Below are 20,671 nucleotides of genomic sequence, written 5' to 3'. Positions count from 1 at the left end.
TATGAAAAACTTAGACGATAATAATTTAACAGATGCGCAAGGCCAGTTAAAAGTTACGACTCGCCTTTTGCAAACTGCTCCTTGGCTCTTAAGCGATTACGAGAGTCCAACATGGAGGGTATATGATAGTTACGGTAAAACAGTCACCATATACTTCAATGAAGCACTGCCGGATGGAACGTTTCTTTCGGATTCCGTTAACCACCATTGGCTTGAAACTATTCGGTACATCGCCTTCAGTTGCAGGTCCGGGAAATCAGCGACCATAAATAACGGAGCTCAACAGGCGAGTTTGGTTAAAGCATTTGTGCAGCTGGTGTCCTGGATGATATTGAACGGACTTTATCGATTTTCTACATTGGACAGCATCTCTATTAACAGATATCTCCGCGCATGTTCACGCGGATACGAAGAATGTCTTGATACCGTTGGACGGATAGAGCGCGCAATGGAGTCGCTTTTAATAGAAGGAGTTCCCTTAGAGAGCATATCGGTGAAAGCGGCATTTACATGTGCCGGAATACCTTGGTCTAGAAATCCAAAGATGCCTCGAACCAAAGCACATTTCTCTGCATTTAAGATGCGAACTTTTAATTTTCAGAAAAAATTTGCCCCACATAGTTATGAAGCAAATCCAAGTAAAGTAGGATACTCCGGTAAGCTACCCGAGCTTGAGCCACTGCGGAAGAACACATTGTACGGTAAGGCCAGACCAATCGAATTGCTTTGGCAATTAAAAGCCGAAATCAGCGACCCGTTGGACTTTGAACCCTTTCCAAATGGCTTAGTAAAGTATTTGAAAAAAATAGGTAAGGATGGAGGACACACAAAAACAATTCCGGTAGCTACCGCCTTTTTTCTCGCGGAGCGAGCCACCGAGTGGGTGCTTAAGATTGGTCCGAGCTTACTCGATTTGAGGGCAACATTGCACGCTATAAATCTCGATGCAAAGGGAAACGCTAGAGCAACTGCTACCGTAGCAGCCCTAAAGGAATTTAATGGGTCGGAGGCCGGCGAATTGGTCGGTATGCGTGTTGTGCTAAAGAAAAATAAAGGTGAAGACACAGTAACTCTGCACACCTTACTAAACTGCTACCTCCCCACTGCATGTTACATAGTTATCGCTATATTAACGGCGCGCCGAAATATTGAAATATCCAACTTAGAGGTAAACCCGATTACTGGTTCCATTGAAAACGGGTTGTGGTTAAGAAGTCTGATTGCAAAGACGTTACGCAGATTCGATTATACTCCTTGCCCTAAGTTGGTGGCTTCGGCTGTCGCTATAATGGATAGATTAAGAAGCGTTATCCAAGGCAAGGAGGAGATAAATAGGTTATTTATAACACCAGTGATAAATGGTAAAACAAAGACGTATACAGAGTTTTCGATAAAATTTTCGCTTCAGTCATTCGCGCGCTTCGTGAAGGTCCCGAAAATTGAGCGCGAAGGAGTATTTTATGAGTGGAAATTTGCGCCTCATCAATTTAGACGGATATTCGCTATTTTATTTGTGTGGAGGTTTGAGCGAGGAGATTTGGGAGCGCTCAGTTATCACCTTCGTCATTTTAATATTAGGATGACCATGGTGTATGTTCGAGATACTGAAATGAGAAGAATACTCGGTGAGGAGTATCATCGTTTAACCGTCGAAAAACTTAAATCTATTGAGGGTGGTGATATTCAACCCACGGGTACCTTCGGTAAGTCACTGAATCGATTGATTGAACGTATGAGAAAGAGTGTCGACATAATGGATTCAACCGATATGGAGCGGAAAATAATACGCATGGTGGAAGACCGAAACTTAAATTTTAAGGGCACTCCCTGGGGGTATTGTGGCGCGTCGTCATCGTTGTCGAACATCCGACGTTCAAACTGTCAACGAGAGGAAAACTCTAGCCGGCGATTGCAGCCTGACGGGTCTCCAGACACATCAGGTTCAGACGAGACAACTTGTGCGGGATGTTTCTTTCATTTTACGGATAATACTAAATTGGAGCATTGGGCCGAGCTAGAACGTGACCTAACGGCTAAAGTGGAGAATCTGTTTTTCTCAAAGATTATTAGGAACGTTTTGGCAAGCCGTTTGGCTGTAATTAAATCATTCTTGCGAAACTCTTTATAAATAAGAATTGACAAATGAATTTGCCATCGTCTAATGCTGGCCGGCGCCTGGCGGCCCGGAATGAGATTGAGAAGAAGTTGGTTGTATTAAGGAAATATGTGCTCGAAGGGATTCCTCCTGGAGCGTTCGTTCCAACAAGTATGACACAATTTCGAAAATGGTCAGATGAATCATTAGAGCTGAATTTAATCGGTAGTCCAAATACGCTAAATTTAAAAAGCTCGCCCCAAAATCACGACAAAATAATGGAACTCGATGGCCTCTTGGGGAGGCTACGTCGCCAGCAAAAAAAGCCTAAGAAGCCGAGACCATCGGCAACTCAAGTGATAGAAAATTTAGGGGAAGCCAATTCCGTATTAAAGAGGATGAACGATGCTCTCGTATCGCGTGTTCACGAATTACGTAACCAACTTGAAATACTAGCAGTTGAACATAAGAGCAGAGAGAAAAATCACGCCACGTTGCTGCGCGAAATAGCGGAGCTTAGAAAGAATGTTTCGGTCCTCAAACGGGGGGTGCCGTCTATAACTAGAATAAAATAAGAAACTATGAAAAAGGCTAAAATTATCTTCTCTGACAGTACTTGTTGCCTTGATGGAAATTATTATGCAAATGTTCCGGCTCTAATCGGACCGGACTTTAATATCGTTGATGCCGTGACGGATTGGTTTAGACATCTTTTGACAGGTAATTTGGAATTGGCGAGCGTACATCAATACGCATATACGATGGCCAACTATTGGAATTTTCTAATTTCGAGACGTCGCGCCTGGACGGACGCTAACGATAGCTTGCTAAAGAAATGGCGAAATCTTGACGGAGAGATTGGAAACAATTTAGAACGTAGAACGGTCAACGCAAAATTAACGACGGTGTATCGATTCTATCTGTGGGCGCAGTCAAACAATTATATATTTGAAGTAATCGGCATTCCTTCTCTCGCCTTATGCTATAGGCCTGCTATTTCATTGGAATCAGGTGGCAATGGAGATTTTTCGAGGATTAGCTCAAATCTCCTTTATCGAGTCCCCGGGCAGAAATTTAAGCCTGTCCCTACATCCAGCGAGATGGATGACGCGTTTGCGGTCCTTTCGCGCTCAAAGAACCCCGGGCTGGCAGAGAGGAATATCCTAATGCTTCGTTGGGCCGCGGCTGTGGGACTGCGGCGTGCGGAATTTCTATCATTATCTGTTACCCAACTTCCAACCATGGGAACAATTCTAGCCCTCGACAGGCAAGGGTTGACCTACCAAATTGAAGTGATAGGCAAAGGAAATAAAAAAAGAGTTGTTCCCGTCCACCCCGAGTTGATTGTCAATACCCTAGACTATGTAGAAACATGGAGGCAACAGGTGGTCGAGGCATACCCGGCGCCCATCCAAATAGACCGTATTTTTATATCACATACCAGCGGTAGAGCGTTGAGCTTACCGTACGTGAGCGGTATCCTCTCCAAAGCGTTTTCCGATTCGGAGCGTCATTTGACTGTACATCGCGCACGCGCGCGATTTATAACGAAGCTAGTCGCTAAATTTCTTGACGAACATATAGAGCTACATGGCAGCCTGAATATGCTTTCGGTAGAGCTTTTGTTATTGCGGGTATCAGAAATAGTAGGTCATAGCAACTTAAATTCGCTCAAATACTATTTGGACCAGGAGCTTAAGGCTCGACAGCAAAAGCAACTTAGGTGATTCCATCACCAGTTCCCCAACAAACCCCATTGCATTAAATAGAGAACATTAAAATTAATTTAATATACAATTTCATGGACAAGTATCTGTCAGCCGCAATGGGGTGATGTTGACTACACTGCCATTGGCGCTTTAATGGCAGGATGATGATTATATTCGAAAAGGCTAAAGTCTTCTGGCGTAATTAATTCCAACCATTCCGGCTGATATTTTCCAGTTGCCGCATATTCGGGTACTCGGTCCGAAATTACAAGTCTCGGTGGCGGTAGAGGTTCTCTAGTTAATTGCTCCTTTAGCATCTCTACATGATTCTCGTAAATATGGGCATCGCCGATGAAATAGGTGAGCCATCGTGGCTGGTATCCCGTCAAACGACCAATTAAGTGTAATAAAGCTGCACCTTCGGCCAAATTGAACGGTGTACCTAAACCAACGTCGTTACTCCTAATATATAAGCAAAGTGAAATTTCCTTCGTGATGGTATTTGGAATAAATTGATACAAAAGATGACACGCGGGAAGAGCGACCGAGTCGAGGTCGGCGCAATTCCACCCGTGGAAGAGTATCCTCCGGCTGCCGGGGTCCTTAATAATGGTGTCCAGACATTCCCGAATTTGGTCTATGGCCTTGTACAATAGAACCTTCTCGACACCTTCGTCCTGAATAATCGAGACTACTCGATAGCCGCGCTCTTTTGCGTGGGAAATTTGCTCTGTGCTCTTGGAGTCAATTAGTTTATATCCTGGCCACTGACGCCATTGCACGCCATACACTGGACCAAGGTCATCCGGACCCAGACGGTATGGATTCGCCAACCATTGCTCGTTCTCATTTGCATTTTGGTCCCACACTTTGCAGCCTAGGGCTCGAAATTCTGACGCATTCCGCGTGGCGCGCAAGAAACCAACTAATTCGCCAATCACTGATTTAAAGGCCAGCTTCTTAGTTGTGACTGCAGGAAACCCATCCTTCTGCAAGTCGAAACGCATCATCGCACCTGGTATGCTTAAGGTCCGAATTCCAGTCCGGTTCTCTTGCCAAGTACCTGTAGTAAAAATGGTGTTGATTAGCTCTAAGTATTGTTTCATTTTATATTTCGTTGTCGTTGCCAGCTCAGAATCCAAATGCTGACGAGGGTAGGTTAAGGGTTCGATGTGCCAGCTTTAGGATGTTCAATGTTAAGACTCGCATCGTAAGCACGTACCTGCGGCCTTGGGAGCACTCGCCGAGCACGCGCGAAACGTTATCAGCGCACGCTTCCCCCGACCGCTTGTGTTTGCGGGGCGCCGTGGCCGCGCGAAACGTTTGTACCTAACATAGACATGGCAGGCGGGCAGGGCGACGGCATCGAGCACGGCCGGGTTCCAGCCGTGGAACAGGATGCGCCGGCTGCCCGGGTTCGTCATGATGGTGTCCAGGCATTCGCGCAACTGGTCGACAGCCTTGTACAGCAGCACTTTTTGCACGCCGTCCTCGACGATGGGAGCAACGAGCGCAAAGCCGTTCGCTTGCGCGTCGGCGATTTGCGCGGGCTGGGCGGCGTCGAGCAGTTTATACGCAGGCCACTGGCGCCATTGCACGCCGTACACGGGACCGAGGTCATCCTCGCCTTCGCGGTAGGGGTTGGCCAGCCATTGCGCATTTTCATTGGCGTTCTGATCCCAGACCTTGCAGCCCAGCGCGCGGAACTCGGCCGCGTTGCGCGAAGCGCGCAGGAAGGCGCACAATTCGCCGATCACGGATTTGAAAGCCAGTTTCTTGGTCGTCACGGCAGGGAAGTTGCCGTTGGCCAAGTCGAAACGCATCATGGCGCCGGGCACGCTCAGGGTGCGGATGCCCGTGCGGTTGTCTTGCCAGCTGCCCGTTTCGAGCACGGTCTTGATCAAATCTTGGTATTGCTGCATGTATTTCTCCAACGGTAAGGATGGTGATTGTAACGCAGGCGCGACAGGCGGGCTGCGGGTCACGTACATAATTACGCTGCTGTCTTACCTGCAAACATGACTCTGTGGTAATTTGTGTGTCCTTAAAGAAATACACAGAAACGGCAGACGCTGCACCATGTTCTTGCGACAATTTGTAAACAATAATAACGGCGCCATGGTGGAGATGAGCAGGGCCGATTTTCTCAAGGCTAACTTGCGCCTGATCCTGGCCTGGCCCCTGCTGGGACTGGTGCTGTGCGCCGTGCTGTGGACGGCCACCTTGCTGCAGCTGGAGGCGGAAAAGAAGGTGGCGCAGCAGCAAGCGCTCGACAGCGTGTCTTCGCTGTCGAAAGCGTATGGCCAGTATCTGCTGCGCACCCTGGAGCAGATGGACCAGCTGACCTTGCAGCTCAAGTATGAATGGGAAAATTCGCGCGGCCAGCTGCGGCTCGACCAATTGAAGACGCAGGGCATGTATGCCTTGCCGCAATTTGCCATCGTCGCCATCCTCGACCGCAAGGGGCATCCCGTGACGGCCACGGCGCCGCTGCAGCGCCTGCGGGTCAACGAGCGCAGCGATTTCCTGCTGCGGCACTGGCGCAGCAATTCCAGCGCCCTGCGCATCGCGCTGGGGCGGGCCAATGCCGCCAATGTGAACGATCAGGCCACGGTGCCCGGCGCCGACGAAAGCCTCGTGCATTTCACGCGCCGGCTGGAAGACGAGGATGGCAATTTCGACGGCGTGCTGCTGATCTCGATTCATTCCGGCTATTTTTCCGAATTCTATAACAGCGTCAGTTTCGGCAAGTTCGGCATGTCGGCCATGGTGGGCGAGGAGGGCGAGCTGTTCAGCACACGTCTCGGCTCGCGCGTGCTGCCGGCCCAAAGCGCCCAGGGCACGCCATTCCTCGACACCAGCTTCCTGGAAACGGAGAGCGGCGCCCTGCATTCGGGCGGCAGGATCGCTTTTTCCGACAAGCAAAGCCGCTACGTGGGATGGCAGGCGCTGAAAGCCTATCCGTTCACGGCCGTGGTCGGATTGTCGGACGGCGAAATGCTGCATCCCTACGAGGAAACGCGCACGATTTATATCGGCATCGCCCTGGCCGTCACCATGCTGCTGCTGGCCTTTACCGCCATCGCCACCATGCTGTCGCTGCGCCTGGCGTGGCGCCACCACCAGTCCGAAGGCGTGCGCAATGCCTACCGCATGGCCACCGAAGGCACGAGCGACGGCTTTTATATCATTGCCGCCCTGCGCGGCGCGGACGGCAGCATCCTCGATTTCGAGATGGTCGACTGCAACGAGCCGGGCGCCGGCTATTTTGGCGTGCGGCGCGAACAATTGCTGGGCATGCGCCTGCAGTCGCGCGCCCATGAGCCGTATTTCCGCGACCTGATCCATAATTACCGGGCCGCCATGGTTTCCGGTTTTTCCGAGGAAGAGATCGAGCTGCCGGAAGGCAACCCCTTCAAGCTGCGCTGGATACGCCGGCGCGTGGTGCGCAGCGGCGACCGCCTGGCCGTCACCCTGCAAGACATCAGCACGGCCAAGGAGCACGAGCACGACTTGCGCCGCCTGGCCAACGAGGATGGCTTGACGGGCTTGCCCAACCGCTACTGGCTGCAGCAATTCCTGCCCGGCGCCCTGGGCCGGGCCGCCATCGCGCGGCGCATGCTGGCGCTGCTGTTCATCGACCTCGACGGCTTCAAGGATATCAACGATACGCAGGGCCACGCCGAGGGAGATAAAGTGCTGCGCGCCGCCTCCTTGCGCCTGAAGGCCGTGCTGAGGCCGGGCGACCACGTGGTGCGCCTGGGCGGCGACGAATTCGTCGTCGTGCTCGACCCCGTGGAAGACGACAGCCGCGCCGAGCAGGTGGCGCAGCGCATCGCCATCGCCTTCGACGAGCCGTTCTACCTGGGCAGCGAGCGCCACAAGATGGGCGCCTCGATCGGCATCAGCCTGTATCCGCGCGATGGCGCGGAAACGGACGTGCTGCTGAAGAACGCCGACATCGCCATGTATGCCGTCAAAGTGGCGGGCAAGGGCCATCACCGCTTCTTCCAGCCCGAACTGTTCGAAACCATCCGCAGCCGCCGCGAACTCGAGCAAAGCCTGGTGGCGGCGCTGGAGCAGGACCAGTTCCTCGTCGTCTACCAGCCGCGGGTCGACGCCATGAGCGGGCAGCTGTGCAGCATGGAGGCGCTCGTGCGCTGGCACCATCCGCAGCACGGCATGGTGCCGCCGCTGGAATTCATCCCCGTGGCCGAGAGCAGCGGCCTGATTTCGCAGCTGGGCGAAGTCGTCATCGAGAAGGTGTGCCTGCAGATGGCGCGCTGGCAGGCCAGCGGGCTGGAACTGGTGCCCGTGTCGATCAACGTCTCGGCGCGCCAGTTCGGCCGTGGCGACGTGCACCAGGTGCTGGCGTCCGCGCTGGCGCGCCACCGCATCGATGCGCGCCTGATCGAGGTGGAAATCACGGAATCGGCCATGATGGATGAACAGAACCGCGCCGTGGAGCAGCTGTCGGCCATCCGCGCGCTGGGCGTGCGCCTGCTGGTGGACGATTTCGGCACCGGATACTCGTCGCTGTCGCAGCTGCAGAAGTTCGCCATGGATGGCTTGAAGATCGACCGCGCCTTCACCATGGAGCTGGGCCGCTCGGAGCAGGGCGAAGTCTTCGTGCGCGCCATCCTGTCGATGGCGCATGCGCTGGGCATGAGCGTGGTGGCCGAAGGGGTGGAGACGCGCGAGCAGCTCGACATCCTGCGCACGCTGCAGTGCAACGAAGTGCAGGGCTATTTCATCTCGCGCCCCGTACCCGCCGAACAGATGCTGGCGCTGATGCACCAGCGCTTTCTGATACCGCTTCCAGCCCCGGCGCTGGCCCTGTAGAACGCCGTGATTGGTGTGGAAAACAACGCTGTTTCATAAAAAGAGCGAACGTTCGCTTTTTTCTAAAAAATATTATATGCTTCGCTCATGCCGTCAGTGAATTGGAGTTCACGGCGGCAAGAAAAGTGCAAGACGGGGCGGCTTGAGATGCCCGCGACAGTGTGCCGAAGACCTTCATATAATAAAGAGAGACTAACTTGAAACATAAATATCTGCCCCTCCTGATCGTTGCCGCGTTCGCCGGCATCTCCTCCACCGCACAAGCATCGGGCTACCGTTTTGGCTCGCAAAGCGTTTCCGCGCAAGGCTCGGCCGATGCCAGCGGCGCGGAAGCGGCCGACGCATCGACCATTTTCTACAACCCGGCCGGCATGTCGCGCCTGGAAGGCACGCAATTCCTGGGCGGCGGCACCCTGGTGGTACCGCATTCGACTTACCAGGACACGGGTTCGAAGACTTTCACCGGCCGCAATCCGGGCGGCACGACCAAGGACTACGCGCCGGACGCCGTCTTCGCGCCAGCCCTGTATGCGAGCAAGAAGCTCAATGAGCAATGGACCGTCGGCATGGGCTTGTTCGTGCCGTACGGCGCCAAGCTCGATTACGGCAATGACTGGAGCGGCCGCTATGCGATCACCAACATCAAGCTCGAAGCGATCGCCCTGAATCCTTCCGTTTCCTTCAAGGTCAATGAACACCATTCCTTCGGTTTCGGCGTCACCGCTGAACACATGAAGGCGGAACTGGGCCAAGCGGTTGACGTGCCGGGTTCCGTGGCCTTCCTGGCCCAGCACGCGCCAGCCGCGTCGCAAGCCTTCCTGGCCAATATCGCCAAGACGCAGGGACTGGCCGCCGCGCAGGCAGCCGGCGCCGCGCTGAAGGGCGCCAAGGATGGCCACGCATCGATGGATGGCGACGACTGGGGCTTCGGCTTCAACCTGGGCTACCTGTACCAGATGAATGAAGGCACGCGTTTCGGTATTTCCTACCGTTCGTCGATTTCGCACAAGCTGAAAGGCGACACGATCTGGGACTTCTCGCAAGTGTCGGACAACGCCGCCGTCAATGCCTTCATCGCCAAGGCATCGAACAAGGTCAATTCCAAGGCGCTGGTGGAAGTGCGCACGCCGGAAACCCTGTCGATCAACGCCTTCCATCAGATGGATGACCGTTGGGCCTTGATGGGCGACGTCACCTGGACCCGCACTTCGCGCCTGCAGAACCTGGACATCCAGTTCCCGCCGACGGCCGAAGGCGCCGAGCGCATCCGCCAGCAGTGGAAGAACACCTACCGCGTCTCGCTGGGCACCAACTACAAGTACAGCGAAAACCTGCTGCTGCGCGCCGGTATCGCCCACGACCAGGCGCCAGTGCGCAGCGCCGAGCTGCGTCATCCAGCGCTGCCGGACAGCGACCGCATGCAGTACTCGATCGGCGCGAACTGGAAGCTGAACGCCAATTCCTCGCTCGACCTGGCTTACAGCTTCATCGACTTCAAGGATGCCAACGTCAACTACAAGAATGACTGCTCGCCGGTGACCCCTGGCTGCACCGGCAACGGTGAAACCACCAAGGGCCTGTTCAAGACCCGCATGCAGTTGATCGGTCTCGCTTACAACTACAAGTTCTAAGCAGGTAGTGGCGGCCGACCCGGTCGCCATGAAATGAAAAAAGCGCCTTCGGGCGCTTTTTTTTCGGGGTCAGACCCGCTGGGTCTGACCCCAGCCTTTCATGGGTTTTCGGATGTTGTCGGCTTACGCGCTGCGCGCTAACCCGACCGACCCCGTTCAGGCTTTGATGCGCATCGCCTGGTCCAGCAGGGTCAAGGCCAGCCGCACGGTGTCGTCGGGCAGGTCCAGCAAGTTATCCCCTACATACCATTCCACCACGCTGTGGCCGGGCAGGGCGGCGTGGCTGGCGCGGCCGAACAGCCAGATGCCGTGGTCTTCCGCCACCTGGTTGCGGATCGCGATGGCCCGCTCGCGCGAGACTGGCAAGTGCAGGTGCAGCATGTTGGCTTGCGGGGCGGCGGGATTGACGGCAATCGATGGAAAATCGCGCAGCAGCGCGTACAGCCACTGCGTGCGCGCAAAATACTGCGGCATGGCGGCGAGGCGCGCGTCGAACTGCATGGCGGCGGCCACCACGTAGGGCGTGCGGTGCACGATATTGCCACCCTGGCGGCGGAACCACTCGCGCGCCCGTTCGACAAACGGGCGGCTGCCGGCCAGCACGGCGCCGCCGAGGCCGCCGATGCCCTTGTACAGCGACACGTAGACGGAATCGAAGCCGCCGCAGATGGCGGGCAGGGACTGGCCAAAACCCGCTTGCGCTTCCCACAGGCGCGCGCCATCCATGTGCAAATGGATGTTCTGCTCGCGGCAGTGCCGCTTGATGTCGTTCAATGCGTCCCACGACGGGCACTGGCCGCCGATTTCGCGCATCGGCAGCTCGACCTGCGCGGCGCCCAAGGCATCGGGCACGGCGCGCAGGTCGTCCACCGTCCACGGACGGTGCGGGTCGCCCAGTATCAGACCTTTGAAGTGGTCGAGCAATTCGTGGTTGCCGCGCTCGTGGCGCAGGATGTGCGAGGTCGGGTGCAGCGCCACCAGGCGCGAGCCCCGGTCCTGGCACGCCAGGCGCAAGGCGGTGACCTGCGTCATGGTGCCCGTGATGCAGAACACGGCCGCCTCGAAACCGAGCAGGCTGGCGATCTTGTTCTCGAACTGTTCGATCAGCGCGCCTTCGCCATAGGTGTCGTGTGCAACAGCGTTGGCGTCGCACCAGGCGGCCATGGCGGTAAAGGTGGCCGCTGGCGTTGGCTGGCGGTGGCCGGGCAGGACAGTATGGCAGCGCTGGCGCAGCTCAAGCTCGTTCACGGTGTTTTCCTCACAAGGTGGCCGTGGCCAGTTTCGCGCCAAAGCCGATGAACATGGCGCCCACGCCGCCGCCCATGCCGGCCGACAGGCGGCGACGGCGGCGGAAGGTGTCGGCCAGGCGGGCGCCGACAAAGATGATGGCCGTCAGGTAGCTAAAGCTGATCACCTGGCAAATCAGGCCCAGGCCGACGAAGGACAGCACGGGATTCGGGAAGGCCGGATCGACGAATTGGATGAAGAACGAGATGAAGAACAAAATGGCTTTCGGATTCATCAGGCTGATGATCAGCGCCTTGCGGAATGGATCGCTTTCTTTCACGGGCGCTGGCGCGGCAGGCGCTTCACCGTCGGCCGGCGCGGGCGCGCGCAGCTTGCGCCAGCAGCCGATCAGCATTTGCAGGCCGATCCAGCCCAGGTAGGCCGCGCCGATGTATTTCACCACGTAGAAGAGGGCAGGGCTGGCTTTCAGCAGGGAGGCCACGCCGCAGGCCGACAGCACCATCAATATCAGGTCGCCGGCGAAGATGCCGAAGGCGCCCTGGTAGGCGGTGCGCACGCCGCGCTGGGCCGCGACCGATAGCACATACATGGAATTGGGGCCGGGCAGGATGACGATGAAAATCGTCCCCAGTAAAAAGGTCCAGAAATCGGTGATGCCCAGGTTGGCGTGGAAAAGTGCGTTCATGATGGTTCTGTTTAATTGAGTTGTACGTGATGGAATTGCAGGGCCGCCAGATTCGCATAGATGCCACCCAATGCGACCAGTGACGCGTGCGTGCCTGTCTCGACGATCTTGCCGTCTTCCATGACGATGATGCGGTCGGCCCGCTGGACGGTGGCCAGGCGGTGCGCGATGATGACCGTGGTGCGCCCCACCATCGCCGCTTCCAGCGCCTTTTGCACCAGGCGTTCCGATTCCGCGTCCAGCGCGCTCGTCGCTTCGTCGAGCAGCAGCAGCGGCGGGTTTTTCAGCAGGGCGCGGGCGATGGCGATGCGCTGGCGCTGGCCGCCGGACAGGCGCACGCCCCGTTCGCCGAGGAACGATTTGTAGCCGTTCGGCAGGCGCTCGATGAATTCGTGGGCGGCCGCCATCTTCGCGGCCGCGATCACTTCCGCGTCGCTGGCGCCGGCGCGGCCATAGCGGATGTTTTCCATGGCGTCGGCCGAGAAGATCACGGTATCCTGCGGCACGATGCCGATGGCGTCGCGCAGGGTGTGCAGGTCCAGCTGCTTGATATCGACGCCATCGAGGCGGATGCTGCCGCTTTGCGGATCATAGAAGCGCAGGAACAGCTGGAACAGCGTGGTCTTGCCGGCGCCGGACGGGCCGACGACGGCCACCGTTTCGCCAGCGCGGATGTCGAGGCTGACGTGGTCGAGCGCGTGGGTATCGGGACGCGACGGGTACGAGAACATCACGTCGTCGAGCGACAGCGCGGCGCCGGTGGCGGCGCGCGCGGGCAGCGGCAGCGGCGTGGCCGGGGATTCGATTTCCGATTTGACGGCCATCAGTTCCAGCAGGCGCTCGGTGGCGCCGGCCGCGCGCTGGGCTTCGCCCATCACCTCGGACAGGGCGCCGATGGCGCCGGCCACGATGGAGGCGTATAGGATGAACTGGCCCAGGTCTCCGCCCGTCATCGAGCCTTCCAGCACGGCGCGCGCACCGAGCCATAGCACGAACACGATGGTGCCGAAGACGAGCAGGATGGCGATCATGGTGAGCAGGGCGCGGGCGCGGATGCGGCGCATGGCTGTCATGAAGGCGCCTTCGACGGAGTCGCCGAAGCGCTTCGATTCGATTTTCTCGTGTGTGAATGCCTGCACGGTGGGCATGGCGTTGAGGATTTCGCCGGCCATGGCCGACGCGTCGGCGATGCGGTCTTGCGAATCGCGCGACAGCTTGCGCACACGGCGGCCAAAGACGATGATGGGCACGACGACGAGGATCAGCAGGCCGATGATGATGCCGGCCAGCTTGGCGCTGGTGACGAACAGCATCACCAGGCCGCCGAGGAACAGCAGCACATTGCGCAGCGCCATCGAGATGCTGGTGCCGACGACGGCCTGGATCAGGGTCGTGTCGGTGGTGATGCGCGACAGGACTTCGCCCGTCTGCGTCGTTTCAAAGAAGGCGGGGCTTTGCGTGACCACGTGGCGGTACACGGCGCTGCGGATGTCGGCCGTGACCCGTTCGCCCAGCCACGACACCGTGTAGAAGCGCGCGGCCGTGGCCAGCGCCAGGATGGACGCCACGCCAAACAGGGCAAGGAAGACCAGGTCGACGTGCTGTATGCTGCTCGAGCCGGCCGCGCCGCCGAAACCGAGGTCGATCATCTGCTTGAAAGCGGCAGGAATGGCCAGGGTCGAGGCGGCGGCCACCACCAGCGCGATACCGGCCAGGAAGAACTGCTTGCGGTACGGCGTCAGGAAAGGCATCAAGCCCTTGAAGGCGGCCAGGCTGCCTTTTTTCAGTTCGCGGCTGGTGCCAGTGTCGGGCGTGGGTGCGGTGCTTGCGGCGGTTGTTGAACTGGTGCTGCCTGTTTCTGTGCTGGTTGTCATTGTTTTTCGCTTTGATTTACATATTCGGTAGTGCTTATAACTTCATCGGCTGGACATAGCCCGTCATCTCCAGGTAGGCGCGGCCCACCGGCTGGCCGTCGCGCTCCACCGTCACGGCGCCTTCCCAGTACACGGCCCCCGTCGAGCGGCGCGAATCGAGTTCCTGGTCCGGCTGCAGCGGCTTGATGTGCCAGCGCGTGGGGCCAGTGCGGATCTCGGTGGCGACCGGGTATTCTGCCTGCGTGCGGGGCGAGCGCCACAGCTGCGTGGGCGTGAAATCGACGTCGCCAGGCGCGAACTGCGTCATCTTACCGGAGGCATCGCGCCATGTCGCGTGCGCCCATAGTTTAGCACCTGTCTTGCTGCGGATCTGGAAGGCCATCAGGGCGCCGCCGTCATCGAGGTTGGCGCCTATCCAGTTCCAGCCGCTGGCATCTGCATCGAGCACCTGGCTTGACCACTCGTGATCGAGCCAGGTGGTGCCCGTCACGGCTTCCGGCTTGGCGCCCGCGCGCGCGATCGTGCCCGTCGTGCGCAGCTGCGGCTCGCTGTAGTAGTAACTCGATTGCGCGGGCCGCGCGCCCTTGCGCGAATAACCGTTCTCGCCCTGCAGCAGCACGGCCTGGGTGGGGGCCAGGGTCAGCTGCAAGTTGAATTCGCGCGCGGCCAGGCTGACCCGGTAGCTGCCGTCTTTTTGCCGCCGCATGCGCCAATCGTCGAGCTTCACGTCCGTGTCACCCACCTTGGCGTAGGCCAGGCCGAAGCCTTCGCGCGCGCTTTTCTCGTCGTGCAGCAGCTTGCCCACCTTCGGGTCGGACAGGGCCGCATGGCCGATGATCAGCTGTTTCGGTGCAAACGCGCTGGGGTTGTCCGCGTCGGTGGCCGTGGCGCTGCGAAAGAAGGTTACCTGGTAGCCCAGCTGCTCGCCGCCGGCGGTTTTTACCCAGCCCGTGGCATACCACCATTCCGTTTTATAGGCGGGATGGGCGCCGAAGTCGTGCGGCAGGCGCAGGGTCTGGCCGGCCGGCAGCGGCGTGACGGGGGCGAAGGCGGGCGGCGCGGCCAACGCAGGCAAGGCCAGCGCAAGCAACAAGATGAAAGTATGGCGCATTACCAGTCCTCCCTGACGGCGCGGATGGGGCCAGCGGACAGTGCCTGGCGGCCCGCGATCAGCGCCGTGGCGGCGGCCGCCGTCAGCAGAGCGCCGGCCACCGTGGCGATCAGGGGCCACGGCAGGTGCAGCTGCATGGTCCAGTGAAACGATTGGGGATTGACGATGAAGACGAGCACAAAGCTGATCAACAGGCCCAGGACAAAACCGGTGGCGATGCCCAGCGCCGTCAGCGCGCCGCCTTCGAGCGCCAGGATGGACAAGATCTGGCCGCGCGTCACGCCGACGTGGCGCAGCATGCCGAATTCGCGCGCGCGCGCCAGGGTTTGCGCGGAAAACGTGGCGGCCACGCCGAACAGGCCAATGACGATGGCGATCGCTTCCAGCAGATAGGTGACGGCGAAGCTGCGGTCGAAAATCTGCAGGCTCAGGGCGCGGATGGCCGACGGGTTTGACACTTCCAGGCTGGCGCCAAACGGCAGGCTTTTCAGGCGCTGCTGCAGTTCGTCACCCGTGACATCCTTGGCCAGCCACAGGGCCGCATCGCTCACGTCATTGTCGCCGGTCAGGGCGCGGTAATCGTCGAGCGGCATCTGGATGGCGCCGGACGAGCGCGCATAGTCGCGCCAGATGCCGGCGACGAAGAACTGGTGCGAGCCGCCCGCCAGCGGCAGGGCGATCTGCTGGCCAGGCTTGACGTTATACAGATCGGCTGCCGCCTCGGATAGCCACACGGGTTTCGCGCCATTGGGCACGGGCAGGGTGTCGCCCACCAGCACCATGCTCTTGCCCGGGTCTTGCAAATTGATGGGGCGCGCCAGCAGCGCCACGTTCGGGCGGTCCGGCGCCAGCGACAGCGAACGCACGCGCTGGAAATCCACCCTGGCCACCTCGGGCAAGGCGGTGATGCTCGCCTGTTCGCGCGGGTTCAAGCCTGCCGTGCCGCCGCTGGCGGCCGTGCGCGCATACACGTCGGCGGGCAAGATCTGCAGCAGCCAGTCATCGACGGAGACGCGGAAACTCGACACCATGATGGCCATCGCCACCATCAGGCTAAAGCTCGACAGCACGCCGCCGAGGGCGATGCCGGCCTGACCCGAGGCGTTCGCCAGGCGCGCCAGGGTCAGGCTGCGCACGGGCGCATGTTTGCTCGTTTCCGTGCGCAGCCAGGCGCGCTGCAGAAAACGGAAGACGACGGCGGCCAGTTGCGGCATCAGGGCGATGGCGCCGATCAGCAGCAGCGCGATGGACAGGTAGCCGAACAGGGGCAGCTCGAACACGGGTGGCAGGAAGGTCAAGGCGCCGGCCAGCAGCAAACAGGCCAGCGCCGGCCAGGTTTTTGCCAGGCGCGTCGTCACGACTTCCTCGCTGCCCGATTTCAGGGCGATGGCGGGGGCGGCGCGGGCCGCTTCCAGCGCGGGCGCGGCGCAGCCCAGCAAGGCGACGCCGAGGCCCAGCGCGAAGTAGACGAAGGCGGCGACGGGCGTGAATTGCACCTGCGGCTGCACGCCCGCGAAATAGCCGGCGCCCAGGTCGCCGCCGAAAAAGCGCAGGGCCACGGCGGCCATGGCGTAACCGCCGGCGATGCCGAGAGCCGCACCGACGACACCGAGGCTGGCGCCTTCCAGCAGCACCTGGCGCAGCAACTGGCCCCGCTCCATGCCCAGCACGCGCAGCAGCGCGAATTGGCCGCGGCGGCGGATGACGGACAGGGCCTGCGTGGAAAAGACCAAAAAGGCGCCCGTAAACAGGGCGACGAGGGCCAGCACCGTCAGGTTGACGCGGTAGGCGCGGCTCAGGTTATTGTTGCGGCTATTCTGGTTTTCGTCATTGGGCTGGCCCACCTGGAAACGCCCCGGATACTGCGCTTCCAGCGTCCGCGCCAGGTCCGCCTGGAAGGCGTCGCGGTTCACGCCCTGGCGCAGTTTCAAGTCGATGCGCGACAGCTTGCCCAGCTTGTTGAAGCGCCACTGCGCCGCGCCGATATCCATCACGGCGATGCGCTGGCCGGCGCGCGCGCCCTGCAGCGAACCGGCCACGCGCAGGGACACCGTGCCCGTGCCCGATTGCAGGGCGACCTGGCCGCCTTCGGCCACGGCCAGCCAGCGCAAGGCGGCCGGCGACAGAAAGACGGCGTCGTCGGCCAAGGTGTCGAAAGGCTGGCCTTCGGCCGGCGCGCCGATCAGATCGGGCGAGATGAAGCCGGCGCGGAAGACGTCGAGCGCCAGGATGTGCAGCGGGCCGCCGTCCTTCTTGCCGGCCACCGTGGCTTGCAGCTCCAGCACGGGCGAGGCCACGGCCACGCCGTCGCGCTGCGCCAGCCACGGGTAGATGGCTTCATCGAACAGCGCTTCGCGCCCGGCCACCTGGACGTCGGCCTGGCCGGACAGGCTTTTGACGGCCGTGGAAAATTCATTGAAGGCCGCCGCGTTGATCAGGTGGATGGCAAAGCCCAGCGACACGCCGATGGCGATGGCCAGGATGGCGACGAGGGCGCGCACGGGGTGAAAGCGCCATTCGCCCAGCAGCAGCCAGCGCGACAGCAGGCGCGTCGTCGCCGGGCTGGCCAGCGGCGCACTCAATTCAGGCATTCGACGGCCAGGCGTTCATCGGCGCGCCGCGCTTTCAATTGCGCCGCGTCGCGGGTTTTATCGCCCGCGCCGACGGCGTCCTGTGCCGCCCATTTCTGTTCCAGACGCAGCTGCGCGCAATGCTTGTCGCGCGTTTCCTTCTGCTTGGCGGCCCGTTCGCGCGCCTGGTCAGCCAGATTTTCCTGCTTCTTGCGTGCCGCCTCCAACTGACTGGCCACCCGTTCCTGGCGCGTGGCCGCACCCTTGTCGACGGCGGGCGGAGGCGAGGGGACTTCCAGTATCTGCAATTGCCCACCCGTGCAGGGCGTGGCGCTGTAACTGGTCTGGCCATCCTGCACGCATTTGTAGACGTCCTGCGCACCGGCGGAGCCGGCCAGCAAGACCATGGCATATAGCAGGAGGGACGGCGATTTCACAATATCTTCCCTGGATTCATGATGTTCTGCGGGTCCAGCGCCTGTTTGACAGCGCGCATCAGCTGCAGTTCCAGCGGCGACTTGTAGCGGGCCAGGTCGTCCTTCTTCAGCGCGCCGATGCCGTGTTCGGCCGAAATCGAACCGCCAAAGCCGTGGACCTGGTCATGCACGATGCGGTTGATCGCATCCTGGTTGGCCAGGAAGTCGCGGTCCGCCATGCCGGCGGGCGGCGCCACGTTGTAGTGCAGGTTGCCATCGCCCAGGTGGCCGAAGCACACGAGCTGGCACCCGGGGAAGGCCGTTGCCAGGGCCGCATCGGTGACGGCGATGAAGTCGGCGATGCAGGAAATCGGCAGCGAGATATCGTGCTTGATGTTCTTGCCCGCCTGCGCCTGCGCCAGCGGGATGTGTTCACGCAGCTGCCATAGTCCCTCGGACTGCGCCCCGGAGCTGGCGACGACGGCGTCGGCTATCAATTCGTCTTCCAGTGCCGCGCCGATGCTCGCTTCCAGCAGTTCCACTGCGTGCGCCTCGGACTGGCTGCTCGATAATTCCAGCAGCACGTACTGGCCATGCTGCTCCGCGAAAGGCCGCGGCAGTTGCGGGAACTGTTCCGCCACCAGTTGCAAACAGTATTGCGACATCAGTTCAAAGCCCGTCAGGCTGGCGCCGCAATGGTCCTGCATCAGGCTTAATAAACGCAGGGCGTGGGCGGGCGAAGGCATGGCGGCCAGCGCCGTGATGCAGGCTTTCGGCTGTGGATACAACTTCATGACCGCGCCCGTGATGACGCCCAAGGTACCCTCCGCTCCGATGTACAGGTCGCGCAGATCGTAGCCGGTATTGTCCTTGCGCAGGCCGCGCAAGCCGCTCCAGATCTCGCCCTGCGGCGTGACCACTTCCAGGCCCAGGCACAGCTCGCGCGTATTCCCGTAGCGCAGCACGGCCGTGCCGCCCGCGTTCGTCGCCAAATTCCCCCCGATGGTGCAGCTGCCTTCGGCCGCCAGCGACAGGGGGAACAGACAGCCGGCGGCGCTGGCCGCTTCCTGGATGGTTTGCAAAATGCAGCCCGCATCCACCGTGATGGTGCGGTTGACGGGATCGAGCGCGCGGATGCTGTTCAGGCGCGCCAGCGACAGCACGACGGCCGTGCCGGCGTCGTCGGGAATGCTGCCCAGCACCAGACCTGTGTTGCCGCCCTGTGGCACGACGGGCACCTGCCATTGCGCGCAGGCGCGCAGCACGCCCGCCACCTGTTCCACCGTGGCGGGACGCAGCACGGCCAGGGCCTTGCCCGTAAACCGGTCGCGCCAGTCGGTGAGGAAGGGTGCCGTATCGGCGTCCTGCGTCAGTACGTAGCTGTCGCCCAGCAGGTCGCGGCAGGCGGCGAGGAAATCTGTTTGGTCAGTCATTTCTTGATGCTCACTTTATTCACTTTTTCCAGCAGCTCTTTGGCCATGCGCTTGGCCGCCTTTTTATACGGACGCAGATACAGCACGGCGCAGACAAAGTAGATGCAGACGATAACCGCTTCGCCCCAGGCCATCAGGGCCGAGGTGGCGTTCGTGTCGCTGTAGCCGCGCACCACGCCTTCCGTGAAGTACAGCAGGATCACCATCGACGACCATTGCAGGGTATAGACGTCGCGCTTGATGACGCCGTACAGTGGGATGAGCAGGGGCGCGGCCTTCAGGACGACCCAGGAGCCGCCCGGCTGCAGCGGGGCGACGACGGTTTCCCACAGCACGCACCAGACGATCAGGGTGACGAGGCTGGCGATGGCGCCCCAGTGAAAATACTTGTGCAGTACGCCGTGCATCATGCGCCTGCCAGTTTCGCGGCGGTTTCCGCCAGGCGCCGGCCCAGGGCGATGGCCAATCGCTTTTCATCGTCGCTCAGGGTCTTGTCGCCGTCGATGCCCGACCAGTGCGTGGCGCCATACGGCGAGCCGCCCGTGGACGTCGTCATCAGTTCGGGATGCGTGTAGGGCAGGCCCATGACCAGCATGCCATGGTGGAAGAGGGGGATCATCATCGACAGCAGGGTCGATTCCTGGCCGCCGTGCAGGCTGCCCGTGGACGTGAATACGCAGGCGGGCTTGCCGGACAGGCTGCCGGCCAGCCAGTCGCTGGCCGTGCCATCCCAGAAGTACTTCATGGCAGCGGCCATGTTGCCGAAGCGCGTGGGCGAGCCCAGGGCCAGGCCCGCGCATTCCTGCAAGTCTTCCAGTTCCACATAGGGCGCGCCATCGGGCGGCACCTCGGGCGCCGTTGCTTCGGCCACCGTCGAGACGGCGGGCACGGTGCGCAGGCGCGCATCGCAACCGGGCACGCTTTCCACTCCCTGGGCTATCAGCTCGGCCAACTGGCGCGTGGCGCCATGGCGTGAATAAAACAATACGAGAATAATCAGATTGGTTGGCTTCATCATTGGTATTATAGGGCGCTTTACAGCCTGATACGACTGCTG

15 protein-coding genes and 1 pseudogene are annotated in these 20,671 nt (G+C 60.0%); 5 read left to right on the top strand and 11 right to left on the bottom strand.

Annotated elements, in window-relative coordinates; all coding sequences use genetic code 11:
* Position 1: 1 nt before the first annotated feature.
* Genes AC54AG_RS08775 through AC54AG_RS08765 form a run of 3 tightly spaced genes read left to right on the top strand, consistent with a single transcriptional unit; the run spans position 2 to position 3,822 of the window.
* Complete coding sequence (locus AC54AG_RS08775) at positions 2-2,128, top strand: site-specific integrase (protein ID WP_496630056.1); 2,127 nt, start codon at positions 2-4, stop codon at positions 2,126-2,128.
* 14 nt (positions 2,129-2,142) lie between these two features.
* Positions 2,143-2,670, top strand: coding sequence for a hypothetical protein (locus AC54AG_RS08770; RefSeq protein WP_496630055.1), 528 nt, complete (start codon positions 2,143-2,145; stop codon positions 2,668-2,670).
* Between the two features lie 6 nt (positions 2,671-2,676).
* Entirely contained in the window at positions 2,677-3,822 is a 1,146-nt protein-coding gene (locus AC54AG_RS08765) for a tyrosine-type recombinase/integrase (protein WP_496630054.1), read from the top strand.
* A gap of 113 nt (positions 3,823-3,935) precedes the next feature.
* Here AC54AG_RS08765 and AC54AG_RS08760 read toward each other — a convergent pair whose 3' ends face one another.
* Together AC54AG_RS08760 and AC54AG_RS08755 are read right to left on the bottom strand one after the other, a co-directional pair.
* Complete coding sequence (locus AC54AG_RS08760) at positions 3,936-4,910, bottom strand: thymidylate synthase (RefSeq protein ID WP_496630053.1); 975 nt, start codon at positions 4,908-4,910, stop codon at positions 3,936-3,938.
* Between the two features lie 219 nt (positions 4,911-5,129).
* A pseudogene (locus tag AC54AG_RS08755) lies at positions 5,130-5,726 on the bottom strand (thymidylate synthase); the annotation flags it as partial.
* A 157-nt stretch (positions 5,727-5,883) separates the two neighbouring features.
* Here AC54AG_RS08755 and AC54AG_RS08750 point away from each other — a divergent pair.
* On the top strand, positions 5,884-8,646 hold the full coding sequence (locus tag AC54AG_RS08750; RefSeq protein ID WP_051991671.1) for a bifunctional diguanylate cyclase/phosphodiesterase: 2,763 nt from the start codon (positions 5,884-5,886) through the stop codon (positions 8,644-8,646).
* A gap of 197 nt (positions 8,647-8,843) precedes the next feature.
* Complete coding sequence (locus AC54AG_RS08745) at positions 8,844-10,277, top strand: OmpP1/FadL family transporter (protein WP_331776378.1); 1,434 nt, start codon at positions 8,844-8,846, stop codon at positions 10,275-10,277.
* Positions 10,278-10,433: 156 nt separating this feature from the next.
* Here the strand turns inward: AC54AG_RS08745 and AC54AG_RS08740 are convergent, their stop codons facing one another.
* Genes AC54AG_RS08740 through wrbA form a run of 9 tightly spaced genes read right to left on the bottom strand, consistent with a single transcriptional unit; the run spans position 10,434 to position 20,629 of the window.
* On the bottom strand, positions 10,434-11,525 hold the full coding sequence (locus tag AC54AG_RS08740; RefSeq protein ID WP_338678993.1) for a threonine aldolase family protein: 1,092 nt from the start codon (positions 11,523-11,525) through the stop codon (positions 10,434-10,436).
* Positions 11,526-11,535: 10 nt separating this feature from the next.
* Entirely contained in the window at positions 11,536-12,210 is a 675-nt protein-coding gene (leuE, locus tag AC54AG_RS08735) for a leucine efflux protein LeuE (protein ID WP_072453360.1), read from the bottom strand.
* Positions 12,211-12,221: 11 nt separating this feature from the next.
* On the bottom strand, positions 12,222-14,084 hold the full coding sequence (locus AC54AG_RS08730; RefSeq protein ID WP_219328886.1) for an ABC transporter transmembrane domain-containing protein: 1,863 nt from the start codon (positions 14,082-14,084) through the stop codon (positions 12,222-12,224).
* Between the two features lie 34 nt (positions 14,085-14,118).
* The gene (locus tag AC54AG_RS08725; RefSeq protein WP_496630051.1) at positions 14,119-15,195 is read right to left on the bottom strand and encodes a lipocalin-like domain-containing protein; all 1,077 of its coding nucleotides are present in this window, start codon (positions 15,193-15,195) and stop codon (positions 14,119-14,121) included.
* Positions 15,195-17,786 carry an FtsX-like permease family protein gene (locus AC54AG_RS08720; RefSeq protein WP_496630050.1) on the bottom strand — a complete coding sequence of 864 codons (2,592 nt, stop codon included), beginning with the start codon at positions 17,784-17,786 and terminating at the stop codon, positions 15,195-15,197. Before AC54AG_RS08720 ends, AC54AG_RS08725 begins: the two co-directional genes overlap by 1 nt.
* Positions 17,774-18,202 (bottom strand): DUF4124 domain-containing protein, encoded by a 429-nt coding sequence (locus AC54AG_RS08715; RefSeq protein WP_496630049.1) that lies wholly within the window; start codon positions 18,200-18,202, stop codon positions 17,774-17,776. The genes AC54AG_RS08720 and AC54AG_RS08715 overlap by 13 nt, the downstream gene beginning before the upstream one ends.
* The gene (locus AC54AG_RS08710; protein ID WP_496630047.1) at positions 18,199-19,614 is read right to left on the bottom strand and encodes an FAD-binding oxidoreductase; all 1,416 of its coding nucleotides are present in this window, start codon (positions 19,612-19,614) and stop codon (positions 18,199-18,201) included. Before AC54AG_RS08710 ends, AC54AG_RS08715 begins: the two co-directional genes overlap by 4 nt.
* Positions 19,611-20,021 (bottom strand): DUF2069 domain-containing protein, encoded by a 411-nt coding sequence (locus AC54AG_RS08705; RefSeq protein WP_070302812.1) that lies wholly within the window; start codon positions 20,019-20,021, stop codon positions 19,611-19,613. The genes AC54AG_RS08710 and AC54AG_RS08705 overlap by 4 nt, the downstream gene beginning before the upstream one ends.
* A complete protein-coding gene (gene wrbA, locus AC54AG_RS08700) occupies positions 20,021-20,629 on the bottom strand; it encodes an NAD(P)H:quinone oxidoreductase (protein WP_338682310.1) in 609 nt (202 codons plus the stop codon). The genes AC54AG_RS08705 and wrbA overlap by 1 nt, the downstream gene beginning before the upstream one ends.
* Positions 20,630-20,671: the final 42 nt, after the last annotated feature.

Source organism: Janthinobacterium sp. BCJ23 (genome assembly GCF_059617945.1).
This window is presented reverse-complemented; position numbering and strand designations above follow the sequence as displayed.

Excerpts from the sequence above, each read along its gene's own strand:
- AC54AG_RS08775 (WP_496630056.1), top strand. The coding sequence starts at position 2 with ATGAAAAACTTAGACGATAATAATTTAACAGATGCGCAAGGCCAGTTA.
- AC54AG_RS08770 (WP_496630055.1), top strand. The coding sequence starts at position 2,143 with ATGAATTTGCCATCGTCTAATGCTGGCCGGCGCCTGGCGGCCCGGAAT.
- AC54AG_RS08765 (WP_496630054.1), top strand. The coding sequence starts at position 2,677 with ATGAAAAAGGCTAAAATTATCTTCTCTGACAGTACTTGTTGCCTTGAT.
- AC54AG_RS08760 (WP_496630053.1), bottom strand. The coding sequence starts at position 4,910 with ATGAAACAATACTTAGAGCTAATCAACACCATTTTTACTACAGGTACT.
- AC54AG_RS08750 (WP_051991671.1), top strand. The coding sequence starts at position 5,884 with ATGTTCTTGCGACAATTTGTAAACAATAATAACGGCGCCATGGTGGAG.
- leuE (WP_072453360.1), bottom strand. The coding sequence starts at position 12,210 with ATGAACGCACTTTTCCACGCCAACCTGGGCATCACCGATTTCTGGACC.
- AC54AG_RS08730 (WP_219328886.1), bottom strand. The coding sequence starts at position 14,084 with ATGACAACCAGCACAGAAACAGGCAGCACCAGTTCAACAACCGCCGCA.
- AC54AG_RS08725 (WP_496630051.1), bottom strand. The coding sequence starts at position 15,195 with ATGCGCCATACTTTCATCTTGTTGCTTGCGCTGGCCTTGCCTGCGTTG.
- AC54AG_RS08720 (WP_496630050.1), bottom strand. The coding sequence starts at position 17,786 with ATGCCTGAATTGAGTGCGCCGCTGGCCAGCCCGGCGACGACGCGCCTG.
- AC54AG_RS08710 (WP_496630047.1), bottom strand. The coding sequence starts at position 19,614 with ATGACTGACCAAACAGATTTCCTCGCCGCCTGCCGCGACCTGCTGGGC.
- AC54AG_RS08705 (WP_070302812.1), bottom strand. The coding sequence starts at position 20,021 with ATGCACGGCGTACTGCACAAGTATTTTCACTGGGGCGCCATCGCCAGC.
- wrbA (WP_338682310.1), bottom strand. The coding sequence starts at position 20,629 with ATGAAGCCAACCAATCTGATTATTCTCGTATTGTTTTATTCACGCCAT.